The organism is Segatella copri (genome assembly GCF_009495355.1).
In the GTDB taxonomy this organism is placed as follows: domain Bacteria; phylum Bacteroidota; class Bacteroidia; order Bacteroidales; family Bacteroidaceae; genus Prevotella.
The window spans coordinates 53,593-66,536 of record NZ_VZAD01000013.1 but is presented as its reverse complement, the minus strand read 5'-3'; the positions used below and the strand labels follow the sequence as shown (position 1 = coordinate 66,536).

Sequence of the window (12,944 nt, the reverse complement as noted above, 5' to 3'; positions counted from 1 at the left end):
CTTACCATCCTGGATTCTGCTGTTCTTGTTTCTCCTCAGCAGTAAGGGCATGTCCGTTCTTCTGTATTCCATCGAGATAAGTCTGAGGAATAGGACGGAGCACCATGTAGTCCTTGATGTTGGCTGCGGCGATAGAGTTGAAAGCACGTGCGCGGGCAACGAGTGTCTTGGTGCGTGCCAGGTCTTGCCAACGCTGGAATTCGCCGCAAAGTTCGCGTGTACGCTCGTTGAGAACTAAGCAGAGCATGCGGTCGTAGGCAGATGTATAGCCGAGCTTGCGGATGACAGCTTCGTCTTCGGCAGGCAGATTGTTGATGTCTGTTATCTTGAGACTTGTAGGAGCTGTGGTTTCGGCTATTCCGTTTGACTCGTAGTATGAACATTCTGCCATATAAGTGTTCTCGCCGTTGTCCTTGTAGCCTGGAGCTCCAGACTTGTAGGCAGCGCCACCATCGACGTGATGCTCACGGTCTTCGCCCTGTTTGTATGCGGCACGGTCGCGCAGCGTGTTGATGTAGCCCAAGGCTTCTTGATATTTGCCCTGGCGAACTAAAGCTTCGGCAGCGATGAGATAAGTTTCGCCCACTCTTGCCAAGATGCCGTCGCGTGTTCCTACACGGTCGGTCACGCTCTCACGATAGCCGTCGATAAACTTGCTCAGTGAGGGATAGAACTGGGTGAAGTCAAGCATCGCATTGTCGCCAGCCTGGTTCTTGTTGGCAGGATAAGCCACAAAGACTGTAGGAATGGTCTTGCCTGTCTTGGAATAGACAACCTCGTCGTTCATTCTAACGTTGGAATATCGTGTGTCGCCAGGCTTGTTGATGACGTACATCACTCCGAGGTCGCCCTTCTTGTAATAAGTGCTGTTCTTTGGGTTGTTGACAGCAGCCTTGGTCTTGAAGCTCTTCCAGAAACGGGAGTCGTTGACTTTGTCGTACACATCGTAAGTGTAGTAGGAAGTGCGCAGACGCTGATACTCACGCTCTCCAGGAATGTCGCGCTTCATGTAAGGCAGATCCTTGTAGATGGAGATGTAGTAAAGGTGAGTCTGGTTGTAGCTGTTGCCTGTATTGCCCGACTTGTCTGCGTTGAACTGGGCTGCGAGGATAATCTCATCAAGCTTCTCGTTGGCTCCGTCAGGACCAGTGTAGTTCCAGAGGTCAGAATAGTTGGGCGCAAGGGCATGGTGGCTGATTACTTCCTGAGCATAGGTGAGACAGTCTTTCAGGTCTTGTTCCTTGTAACTTGCGTTCCAGTCGTCGTTGCGCTCGCTAACTCTTGAAAGCAGTGTTTTGGCAAGGAAGTGGGCAGCGGCATCTTTGGTCATCTGGCCAGTTTTGGTTGCTGTGGCGGGCAACAGTGTGTAAGCCTGTTTCAGGTCTTCCACTATCTGTTTGTAGCAGTCTTCTGCCGAAGCACGTGTAAACTCGCGCTGCGGTGTGGTGCTTGGTGTGAGCTTGAGCGGCACACCGCCAAACTGTGCAACAAGTGTATAGTAGTTGAAGCCACGCAAGAAGTATGCCTCACCTAAATGTTCCATGGTGGCAACACTGGTGAAGCCGCCTTCCTTCACGTTCTGTATGAGGGTATTGGCATTGCTGATGCCTACATACATCTCGTCCCATAGATCTTCGGGCTTGGTAGAGTTGCTTGTTACAGTAGGACCATAGTTTCCGTCGTAGCTGTTCCACGAAGCGTTGGATCCGTCTCCTCCCACTGTGAACTCGTCAACTCCATTCTCTGTGAATGCTATACAGTTTTCTTTGGAAAAATGATAGCGTAAGTTCTCGTAGAGAGCTACCGACAGGTCGGCTACTCCTTCTTCTGTCTTCAGATATTCTGTGTTACGCTTGGTCGTAAGTTCCTCATTGAGGAAATCGCTGCACGAAATAGTACTCATAGAGAGAGTTCCTAATATCAGTGCGTTCAGTATATATTTATTTTTCATTGTTAGTTTCCTTTCTTTTTTAGATTTTTAGAAGTCAAGATTCAAGCCGATGGTCCAGCCGCGGTTCCAGTTGGAAGTATAGGCCTGTGTGGCATCGAGTTCGAGGAACTTCACTGCCGAGTAGATTCTAAATGGATTCTTGGCCTGTACATAAACGCGAAGGTTGCTCACACCGAGATGGCTGATGAGTTCCTTGGGGAATGTGTAGCCGAGCGAGATGTTGCGTACCTTGATGAATCCGCCATCCTTGTAGCCTGCAATTTTGTAGTAGCTGTCGCCGCCACCGATGTTGTAGATAGGCTTCTGGTATTCTGAATGGTGGTTGTTCTCATTGTAGTAGTTGATGGCACGCTGCATGTAGCGTCCGCCCTGCCACTCGCCGCCTGTGCTCACCTTGTAGCCGAATCTGCCGTAGAGCATGAAGCTGAGGTCGAAGCCTTTGTAGGTAAAGGTGTTGGTCATACCCAATATCCAGTGTGGATTGGTGTTTCCTATCACTACGCGGTCGTTGTTAGGATCGATGCGGTTGTCGCCGTTCTGGTCGACGGGGCGAATCATACCTGCCGAGAACTTGTTGCCGTTTTCATTGAACTTGGCCATGAGCTCAGCGTCTTCTGGTTGCCAGATGCCGCCAAACTGATAATCGTACAGCGAGTTGATGGCCTCACCGATGAAGAGGTTGTTGTTGATATCGTCTTCCTTGCCATTGGCGAGCTTGTCGATCTTGTCTTTCTGATAAGAAACATTGAGCGATGTGGTCCAGCTGAAGTCCTTGTTGGTGATGTTGACTGTGTTGAGGGTAATGTCGATACCCTTGTTGGAAGTCTCACCGATGTTTGCCCATGTGTTTTTGTAGCCATTGATAGATGGAATGCTCATCTGCATGAGCAAGTCTTTGGTCTTAGATGTGTAAATATCGATGACACCACCGATGCGTCCTTTAAGGAAGCTGAAATCAATACCGAGGTTCCATTGTGTGGTTTTCTCCCATCCCAAGGCGGTGTTGGCCATTGGCAGGTTTCCGTCAGCAACGATAGGCTCAGAAGGTGCATAACCTGGCTGCAGGCTGCTGCCGAAGGGGTAGAAGAGCGAAGCCACGCCACCCTTGGTCTGGTAGGGATCGATGGCAGAGTTGCCTGTCACACCGACGCCAAGGCGAAGTTTCAACTGGCTGATCCAGCTTACGTCCTTGAGGAAATCTTCTTGTTGCATATTCCAGCCTAAGGCAGCACTGGGGAAGAAAGCCCATTTATGGCCGTCAGCAAGCTGTGAGGCGCCATCCCATCGTCCGCTCAATGTAAGCAGATATTTGTCGGCGAAGCTATAGTTTGCACGTATCATGTAAGAGAGCAACTGGCGTTCTACGAGGTCTGTACCCCAGTCGGAAAGCTGTGAAATCTGCGATTTGTCCAATGCGTTCCACATAGAAGGCTCGTAAGGAATGCCGTTGGCTGCTAAGCTGGAACCTTCCTTGCGGTACTTGGTGGCACTCTCGAGCAGGGTGAGTCCGAGCGAGTGCTGTCCGAAGTCGCGGTTGTAGTAGATCAGGTTGTCCATGGTCCACGATACGTTGGAGTTGTTGGCGTTGGAGGCATGGTTCTGTCCCTGGCTGCTGGTTGACTCCTTGTCGCGGAATGTTCCTGTGCGGCGATAACGGAAGTCAGGACCGAAGTTGAGGCGATAGCGAAGACCATTGAGAGGTTCCCATATTTCGCCCAAGTCTACCTGTGCGTAGAGGCTGGCGATGACGCGGAACATACGGCGCTCGTTGGTACTGTGTTTCCACTCGTCGGCGATATTTCTTACCATATCGTCGCCACCAGGGTTGGTGATACGGTTGCCGTCCTCATCGTAGGGTTGTGCATAGGGGAATTCGCTTGTGGCAGCATAGTAAAGGTTGGATGGCAAGCCCTTGAGCAGCGAACCTTGTGAGCTGGCTGTAGAACCATATTGCTGCAGACCGTAAGAACCATTGATGTTGGCTCCCAGGTTAAACCATTTGGCAGGCTTGGCGTCAACGCTTATCTTGGAAGAGTAGCGGCGATAGCTCTGTCCGCGGATAGTTCCCTTGTTGTCGAGGATTCCGAAAGAAAGATAGCTTTTGATTTTGTCGTTTCCTCCGCTCACGCTGAGTGTGTGTTCGTGGGTAATACCGGTTTGTGTTACCATGTCCTGCCAGTCGAATGTTGGCACTTTAGAGCCGTCCCATGTTCCGCCTTCCCATCCTTTCATAATATTGTTCCATGCTGTAGGGTCGGCCTCAGCCTTGAATATCTCACGGTCGTTCTCTATCGTAGGTTGGTCGGCACGTGGATATCTGTCAGGGTTCAGATAGTAGTACGACCATCTGCGCCATTCTATGTATTCTGCCGAGTTCATCTGTCGTGAGTAGTCTTCGAGAGTTTCGAAGGTCATGGTGCCGTTGTAGCTCACTTTGGCTTTGCCCGATTCGCCCTGCTTGGTAGTAACGAGCACAACACCGTTGGCTCCACGGCTACCATAGATGGCTGTGGCTGAGGCATCTTTCAGAATGTCGATGCTCTGGATGTCGCGAGGGTTGATGGTCTCAATGCCGCTTTCCGACATCAGTGGAATTCCGTCCACCACATACAATGGTGAGTTCTGGGCATTGATGGAGCGCACACCACGCACGGTGATGTTGCCGATTTCTCCTGGTCGCTCGTTGCTTGTGATGTCCACACCGGCAGCCTTGCCCTGCATGGCTTCAAGGGCGTTGCCCACAGGTCGCTCGTTCATCTCTTTCTCTCCCACGCGGATGAGGGCACCTGTTACGTCGCTCTTGCGCTGAACTCCGTAACCTACCACAACCACCTCGTTGAGGTTCAGTTCGTCTGGCTGCATCTGAGCCGTGCCTCCTGCTCGTATAATCTGGTCTTTGTATCCAGTGTAGGTGATTTTAAGTTGTGTGCCTTTAGCCACACGTAATGAGTAATTACCGTCAATGTCGGTCACGGTTCCTGAGTTGCCTTTCAGCACGCGCACGGTTACGCCAATAAGAGGCTCACCATTTTCATCGATGATGCGGCCTGTGGTGATATTGTCTTGTTGTACACTAATGTTGGCATTCTGCATTCCGCTTGCTTGTATGGCAATCGGTGCAGGGAAAAGAAGTCCTGTGGCAAGAGCCAGTGTCGATGTAACACGCATCATGTTGCTGTTGCATCTGTTTCTCTGTTTACACTTCATTTGCTTGTTGTTAGGTTTAGGTGAAATAATTATGTTGAATGCTTCCTTCAGAAAGAAGTATCGTTTTAGCTATAGTTTCTAATTGCGTACAAAAGTAGTTTAAAAGAACTTGATTTAGCTTGATTTTCTGACATATCACCCTTATTTTTTGATAATGTTACTCAACTTTCGCAAATGGGGAAGTTATAGAACATGCGAAATTTGAGTAAAAACAAGTTAGGGCGAGATTGCATCTTTGCAGTCTCGCCCCTATATATAATAAGGTGTACAAAATATCAAAAATAGTGTAGGTTGTAGATTTTTAGGACAGTCAAGACTTAAATCCTCTTCCGGTTAAAACATGTTATACATAGCGAGATTGCAGCCAGGATAGCTCCCACAGCGCACACTCCCGTCCATGCATGGTGTGTCCATGCCAATCCGGCACAATAGGTGCCAAAGGAACCGCCTATAAAATAGGTAGTCATAAATATGGTGTTGGCTCTGTTGGAGGCTTGAGGCATCTCCTGAATGCAGCCACTCTGATTGCTTAGTTGCAGACATTGCAAGCCTATATCTACCAAGATGATGGCTACAACAAGTCCCAAGAATGTGTCGCCAAACAGACAGGCCGCAGCCCACGCCACAAGCTGCAGGCATGCACCATAAATACTCATCTTTCTGATGCCCCAGCGATTCACAAGTTTGCCCACACCGCTTGCCGCAATAGCCCCGGCTATGCCGCACAGTCCCAACGTTCCTACCATTTCGCTGCCAGAAAAGAACGGAGCTTGTGCCAATCGAAAGGCAAGGCACGACCAAATGGCCATCATGCTGCCAAAACTAAAGGCGGCACGCATGGCATAAAGGCGTATGCGTCCATTGCTCCTCACAATATTGAATACGCTGGCCATCAAGCCCCTATATGTGCCCACATAGTTGCTCTTTATCTGTGGCATAATCTTGAGCGTAAGAGCCATGCACAGCACCATCACAAAAGCTGCGATGAAGAACATTTCGCGCCAACCCAACCATTCGCCAACATAACCGCTAACCACTCTCGATGCGAGAATGCCGGTTAGCAATCCTGACAGAACGACACCCATATTCCTGCTTTTGTTTTTTTTCTCGGAATATTGTCCTGCAATCGGTATGAAAAATTGTGGAATAACGGAACAGGCTCCCAACAATAGGGAGGCTCCCCAAATAAGCCACACCTTGTGGGCAACAGCAATGACTATGGCCATCATGGCTGCTACGGTCATGTTCACAACAATTATGCGACGGCGTGAGTAGAGGTCGCCCATAGGGATAAGGAAGCACAACCCAAGTGCATAGCCTGTTTGTGTGACAACGGTTATGAGGTTCGCCTCATGCTGGCTCACTCCTATGTCGTGACGTATCATTTCCAAAAGAGGCTGGTTGTAATAGCAATTAGCCACGGTCAATCCCGCTATAACGGCCATTGCGAGCAACAAACTGCGCTCTATGCCTTCATTTTCTTTAAGTTGTTTCACCCTAATTGACGCAACACTATATTTTTATCTATTTTATAAGCACCCTGAGCAACCATATGTTGCTCGGATTGGACCATGTCAGAAATTTCGCTTGTCTTCGTGTTGCAATAAAAAGCCCAATAAAACTCTGAATGGTATGGCAAAAGTACAAATAAAATCCGAGAATCTCACTCCTTTAGGAGGCTTTTTTGATGATGGAACAATTAAGTGACGGTCAAGAGTATGATTTTGGTCATCAGCTCATTGAGGCGTATAATAATCCAAAGTTGCCAAACAGGCTGCACGGGCTGTAGGCAGGTTTGAGAAAGGTAAGAAAATAAAAATAGGAGGAAAACAGATCTGTTTTCCTCCTATTGGATAGAGTTATCTCAGACTGAGAGATTACAATGTAGACTTGATGGTCTGTGTGTTGCTTCCCTGTGTCAGCTTGAATACATACACGCCGTGGGGCAGGCTTGACAGACTGATGGTCTCGCCGTTGCTTTTGATAGGTGCAGAATACATCAACTGACCAGTGAGGTTGTAGACGGCTACACGAGCCTGACCCTTGTCGCTGCCAATGTAGAATGTGGCGGTGCGAGCCTGGCGGTCGGTTATGATGCGGTACATAGACTCAGTGGTCTTGACATCATCGATGCCTGTTGTGCCGAGCAGTTGCTTCAGACCCTTGATGGCATTGATACGGCCATAGCCCCATGTGTTGTTGGGGAAGATTTGTCCTGTTGGCATATAATCGTCATTCTGGACAGCTGTGTTGCCGATGACTTCGAGCACCTGTTTAGGTGTCAGGTTGGGGTTGGCCTGCAGCCAGAGAGCTACGCAGCCTGCCACGTAAGGCGAAGCCATAGAAGTACCTACGTCGTTGGTATAGAGATCGTTGCCAGTGCGGGCAATGACATTGGTGTCGTCGCTCCATCCTGAGCAATATCTTGAACCTGCTGACACGATGATGCAGCCAGGAGCTGTTATGTCGGGTTTGACGCGACCATCGACAGTAGGACCGTAGCTTGAGAAGGCGGAGTGCTCCAGGAACTTACCCGTCAGCTCCTCGTTGAGGCCGTAAGCATTTTGTGTGCCCTGCAAATTGATGGGCTGGTACTGTACCTTCGAGTTGAACGAACCTACAGAGATGACATCAGGACTCTCGCCGCCCAGCTCGCCTACTGTGCAGTTGGTGTCGCCGTCGGTCCAGCCACGCTTTTTGAAGCTGGTGAACTCGCCAGAGGCGGCATTGTTCCACATGTGTACGGTTTTGCCAGCCTCGCCAGTCACCACAACACCGATGGCAAAGCCAGTGTTGATGGAAGTGGCACGGCTCATGAGCAGCACGTTGGTGCGACCGTTGACAGGGTTTTCCTGGAGCGACAAACCTACTTGAACTACCACGCCACTGCCGTCGGGGGCAACCCAGTTCACTTCTTTCGTACCATCGTTGGAAACTTCGTCAGAAGATGCGATAATCTTACCGTTGAGTGTGTTTACGACAACAGCCTTAACGGAAATTTTTGAGTTCTTCTCGGCCCAGATGTCGACGTAAGCCTGCTTGTAGGAACTGTTGGCCTGTCCGCTGCCATAGGCAAACATGGTTTTCATTTGCTTGTTGGCAGCGGTAAAGGTCTTGCTGGCGTGCAGTTTGTCAAGGCCTTCGTTGCCTGCGGCACCAACGATGATGCGGCCCGGACCAACCAGGTTGGCAAACGAGAGATCGGTGTCGGAGCTGCCGTCGTGAGGACCCATGTGTGAGCCGAGGCTGATGTTGACAACAGCAGGCTTTCCTACACTCTTGGCATAGTCGAACACATACTTGATTCCATCTACAATCTGTGCATTGGTGGTCTTGAAGCTCACGAACACGAGGTCGGCATCGGGAGCCACTCCGTAGTAAGGTGTGCTCTTGTCGCTGCCCGAGGCAATGCCCGATACGTGGGTGGCATGGAAGCCACTGGTCAGGTCATATTTTGCAGCTCTTATCTCGGCTGTGGTTTTGTATTCAGCTCCATAGCCGAAACCTTCGGGAGCATTGCCAGTGCCGTGCTGATCCCATACGCGCTTGATGCGAGTGTCGCTCTTGTCGGCATTGAGAAAGTCTACATGGTCGTACTGGAATCCGTTGTCCACGATACCGATGACTACGCCTTTGCCGGTGTAGGGACCGTTATTCTCTGTCATTTGGTGACATTCGTCTACGCCCAACAGTTTGCGGGCGTTGTCCATCAGCAGTTTGGCCTCAGTACCTACCGAAACCGAAACAACCTCATCGAGATTGGAAATAGGTTCGATGGCAGACAGGGGCATGTCGGCAGTGACGAGTGTCTCGCTGATGCGCGAGTTCACTTTGGCTCCCAGAGCCTCTATTTTGGCAATGGCATCCTGCGACTTGACGGTGATGAATGCGCTGACAGTCTGTGGGGTAGCATTTGCAGCCTTGGCTTTCTTCTGTGCTGTTCTTGCTTCGTGAAGCATCATGCTTGTGCTTGGCGACAGCTTCTGCGCAAAGCTGAAACTGCCGACAAGCAGGAATGATGCCATAAGAATGGTTTTCTTATTCATTTCTTAATTCTTACTTTTTCTTTTTAATCTGTTTATTAGTATGCTTCTACTGCTCCGTTGTAATTGAATACCAAACGCTCCTTGTTGCCTGCACCATTTGGTGTATTTTTGTTGGTATAAGTGTTGACAACATCCAGTGAGATTTCATAGTTGCCGGCAGCGTCTTTCTTGATGGATAATGTACCGTTGTCTGGAGTGTTGTTAAATCCACCATATTTGGCATCGGGAGAATACAACTGTACGTCTGAGTATTTCACCTGGAAGTTGTCGCCGTCTTTCAGCTCAGCCAAGTTGATGGTTCCGGCATTGATAAACTTCTCATCTACCTGCAGTGTTACCTTTTCGCTGCTGAATTTGCTTGAGAACTTGCCGCCATAAAGGTAGAATGTGTAGATGTTGCTCTTTTGCTTAAGAAGCACCTTGCAGATGTCCTGGTTTATAAGGATGCTTCCGTCAGGGTTGTACAACTTGTAGCTGTTGCTTACCACAGCAGGAGTCATTCCGTCGAGGCTCTCTACGGAAGTGGTTGCACCGTAATACTCCAACTCGATGGTACGGTTGTCATCGAAGGTGGCGTTGATCTTGATGTAGAGCTTGCCGTCCTTGTCCTTTGCGGTGGTGATAGTGCCGGCCTTAACCTTCTCGTAGGTGACGCGTGTGGCGTAGTCGATGTACTTCAGGGTGTAGCTGTCGGCATCGGTAGCCAGGTCGATGGTTCCATTGTAGAGCTTGGAAGCCGAGATGCTTACTGCAACGCCAATCTTGCCAGCCAGCAAACCGTCGGCTGTGGTAGCCTCGACATCACCGAAGGCGAAGGTTGTTGCCGCACCTACAGTGGCTGGGTTGAGCACGAGGGCAGAAGCAACGTTATAGGTCTTCACGTCGTTCACATTAGTTGTCTTGATGCTGTTGGTGGCAGTGTAAATCTGGGTGAACGCGCTGTTGGTCCACTTGCAACGCAGGTCGCTGTAGTCGGCAGTCTCAGCCTCAAGTGTGATGGTGACGTTCTTCTTGCTCTTGTCGAATTTAGCCTGGAGCGTACCAGTCAGCTTAGGAGTCTCGCCATTGTAAGCCACCTTTACGTCCTGAGCGTTGTCAGAGCCAAGCGTAATCTCATGACCCATGAGACTCTGTGGAATGGTCAGCTCGAATACAGGTTTTGTGTCGCTGTCGCTGCCATAGAGCGCAAACACGTATGAGCCGTTGGCATCCAGCTTGGTTACCTTGCTGAGATCCTTTACGTCGTCGTTGTATGCCCACTGGTTTCTGAGGGTTGCGAGAGCCTCGTCGGTAAAGGTGACGTTCTCTATGCTGTTTACCTTATATACTTTGGTTGTGCCGTCCTTCTGGTGAACGGTCATCACGCGTCTTGTCTGTGCGAATGTGGGGAGCACTGTTGCGAGACAGAGTGCTGCTGTAGCTATATACTTTTTCATTTCTTTACGATTTTTGTGGTTTTGTTGTTTGATTTTACGATATAGATGCCGCTTGGCAGGTTGGCGATGCTGGCAGCCTTGGTGCCGTCGATGGTCTGCATGAGTTGTCCACCAACAGAGTATATTTCGGTCTTGCCGGTAAAGTCGGCCTTGATGCCTTCGATGCCAGTGATGGAAGATGGTTCGTAATTGTATTCCATCTCCTTGTCGAACTCGCCCGTAATCTGGAAGCCTTTGCCGTCGAAGAGGTTGATGACGAACTTGTAGTGTGTGTTGTCGGTCTTGCTTACGCCCACGGTTCCTGAGTAGACTGTTGCCCACTTGTCAACTACCCATGGCAAGCGGGTGGCAGGGTCTGGGTTCTTGCGGAAGTGATGGTAGCGTGTGCCTGTGCGCTCGCCGTTGTTATAGAAGTAGCCGCGGGTCATCATGAATGGAGCATACATATTGGTCCACAGATGGCTTTCCTCCATGAGGGTGTATGTGCCTTCGGGAAGATACTGGCTGCCTTCGGCTGCCTGGAATTCCATGCGCAGCAGATCCTGGTCACCAGTATAGTCTTGGTCGTCCTTGCCGCTTGGCGAACCGAGGTCGACAGAGAATACCTGAACACCGTTCTGCACGCCGAGCGAGTAGATGCGTGACTTCTCCACGCGGTCGAACTTGAGATGTACATCCTCCTCGAGGTTGGAGTCAACGTCCTTGTCGTCTTTCTCCGACTGATCGTAGTAGATGAACGAGATGCCCTTGGCTGTGCCTGTCACCTTGTGTCCGCGGTCGGTGGTGCAGTCTACGGTAATGTCGAAGGTTCCCTCTTTCTCGCCGTCGGCGATGGTGATGGTTCCGTTGGTGATGTAGCAGTAGTCGTAGTCGGTGTCCATTCCTGTCACGGCCTTGCGGCGCTTCACGTAGGTTCCCATTACGACAGTCATGCCGTTGTAGTCGATTTCCATACCTGGGAAGAAAGTGCCTACCTTGAAATTGCGTGCTACGGTATAGGTGCCTGGCACGACAGTAGCGGTCTTAGGGTCGCCAAAGAGACGGTTGTAGAGGTTGATGACGAGGTCGTGTCCCTTGCCTGTCATTCCGCCAGTCTGGGTGTCGTACTCTCCGTCGTAGAGGTTGAGCACCATGTTGCCGGTCTTAGAATCCATGAGGTTGCCGTAATAGTAGCCGATACCGCCATGGAAAGTGGTGTTGATGTCTGTCGAAATCTGAGGATATACATCAGAGCTTCCCGCTGACATATTGTTGAATACCATATCGCCGACGTACGAATACTGTGTTCCATTGGCATCGCTGAACGAGAGCGTGTAGGTTACGATTCCTTCGTTCTCTGCCTTGCTCACGGTGATGTCGTTTGCTATGTCCACAACGCCGTCGCTGTTACCCTTGTCGTCGAAGTTCTCCACGTAAGTAAGATCGGGATTGTAGTACAAGTTGCCTTCAGAGGCAGCGAAGGTTCCTGCAGGCAGGTCGATGCCTGTTCCTTCTGGCGCATAAAGGTCAAGCTCGGCTACAGTAGCGTTTTTGGCATTGATCTGTCCTTCGTTGACATTGTAGCTTACATCTTCCTTGTCCGAAAGAACCAAGTAGTAGTTTTCGTATCCTTCTGCTCCTGAGCCGGCAGCAGGATAATAAGCCAGCAGCACACTGTTGTTGATATTGGTGACAGCCTGTGCGGCTGCGGCAGCTTTTCTTTTGCCTGCTACGGCAGCGTCAGCACCACGCTTCTTGATGAGCTGAAAGGTAACGCGCTTCTTGACTGTTTTCTGCTGTGCCAGAACAGGCATGGCTATGAAGGCAAGAAGGCATGTGAATAAAAGTAAAGTTTTCTTCATTATTTCTTGATGATTTTAAAGGAATGTTCGTTGGTCAGATTCAGAATGTACACACCCGGTGCGTAAGAGGCAACATTGATGGCAGCGTTTCCGCCGCTTACTTTCTGTCGCTGTAGCAGTTTGCCGTTGGCATCGTAGAGCACAGCTTCGCCTGCCGCAGAACCGCTGATGCGGATCGTGGCGTTGTCGGTGTAACTAAAACTCATGGTGGATGTGTTTACCTTTTCCTCAATGCCTGTGGAAATGGCTGTGAAATAAAACTCGGTTACATCGCTCTGAGGATAGTCGGTGGAAATCTCATCGGATGTAATCTGCAACTTGTCTTCGGAAAAAGCGATGACGGGTCGCGTACTTAATTTGAACTCTGCCGTCTTGGAGTCGGCCATCTTTAAAACCAAGAATTCTGCTTGCTCAGTCTCGGCTGCATGAATAAGCCCAAATGGGGGGGGCAAAACAGCAGAGT

The 12,944-nt window shown here is 50.1% G+C and carries 7 protein-coding genes; all 7 read right to left on the bottom strand.

The genetic code is table 11. The annotated features are described in order from the left end of the window. Position 1 precedes the first annotated feature (1 nt). The 7 genes from F7D20_RS01135 to F7D20_RS01105 all read right to left on the bottom strand — a co-directional run bounded on the left by F7D20_RS01135 (position 2) and on the right by F7D20_RS01105 (position 12,879). On the bottom strand, positions 2 to 1,951 hold the full coding sequence (locus F7D20_RS01135) for a RagB/SusD family nutrient uptake outer membrane protein (protein ID WP_158462424.1): 1,950 nt from the start codon (positions 1,949 to 1,951) through the stop codon (positions 2 to 4). Between the two features lie 27 nt (positions 1,952 to 1,978). Then, positions 1,979 to 5,158, bottom strand: coding sequence for a SusC/RagA family TonB-linked outer membrane protein (locus F7D20_RS01130; protein WP_437182644.1), 3,180 nt, complete (start codon positions 5,156 to 5,158; stop codon positions 1,979 to 1,981). 317 nt (positions 5,159 to 5,475) lie between these two features. Further along, the gene (locus F7D20_RS01125; protein WP_293471109.1) at positions 5,476 to 6,654 is read right to left on the bottom strand and encodes an MFS transporter; all 1,179 of its coding nucleotides are present in this window, start codon (positions 6,652 to 6,654) and stop codon (positions 5,476 to 5,478) included. Between the two features lie 381 nt (positions 6,655 to 7,035). After that, on the bottom strand, positions 7,036 to 9,204 hold the full coding sequence (locus tag F7D20_RS01120) for a S8 family peptidase (RefSeq protein WP_158462423.1): 2,169 nt from the start codon (positions 9,202 to 9,204) through the stop codon (positions 7,036 to 7,038). Between the two features lie 35 nt (positions 9,205 to 9,239). Further along, positions 9,240 to 10,640: a hypothetical protein gene (locus F7D20_RS01115; RefSeq protein WP_158462422.1), complete on the bottom strand. Its 1,401-nt coding sequence runs from the start codon at positions 10,638 to 10,640 to the stop codon at positions 9,240 to 9,242. Further along, on the bottom strand, positions 10,637 to 12,481 hold the full coding sequence (locus tag F7D20_RS01110; protein ID WP_158462421.1) for a T9SS type A sorting domain-containing protein: 1,845 nt from the start codon (positions 12,479 to 12,481) through the stop codon (positions 10,637 to 10,639). Before F7D20_RS01110 ends, F7D20_RS01115 begins: the two co-directional genes overlap by 4 nt. After that, positions 12,481 to 12,879 (bottom strand): T9SS type A sorting domain-containing protein, encoded by a 399-nt coding sequence (locus F7D20_RS01105; protein WP_158462420.1) that lies wholly within the window; start codon positions 12,877 to 12,879, stop codon positions 12,481 to 12,483. Before F7D20_RS01105 ends, F7D20_RS01110 begins: the two co-directional genes overlap by 1 nt. Positions 12,880 to 12,944 lie beyond the last annotated feature (65 nt).

Excerpts from the sequence above, each read along its gene's own strand:
- F7D20_RS01115 (WP_158462422.1), bottom strand. The coding sequence starts at position 10,640 with ATGAAAAAGTATATAGCTACAGCAGCACTCTGTCTCGCAACAGTGCTC.
- F7D20_RS01135 (WP_158462424.1), bottom strand. The coding sequence starts at position 1,951 with ATGAAAAATAAATATATACTGAACGCACTGATATTAGGAACTCTCTCT.
- F7D20_RS01120 (WP_158462423.1), bottom strand. The coding sequence starts at position 9,204 with ATGAATAAGAAAACCATTCTTATGGCATCATTCCTGCTTGTCGGCAGT.
- F7D20_RS01130 (WP_437182644.1), bottom strand. The coding sequence starts at position 5,158 with ATGAAGTGTAAACAGAGAAACAGATGCAACAGCAACATGATGCGTGTT.
- F7D20_RS01110 (WP_158462421.1), bottom strand. The coding sequence starts at position 12,481 with ATGAAGAAAACTTTACTTTTATTCACATGCCTTCTTGCCTTCATAGCC.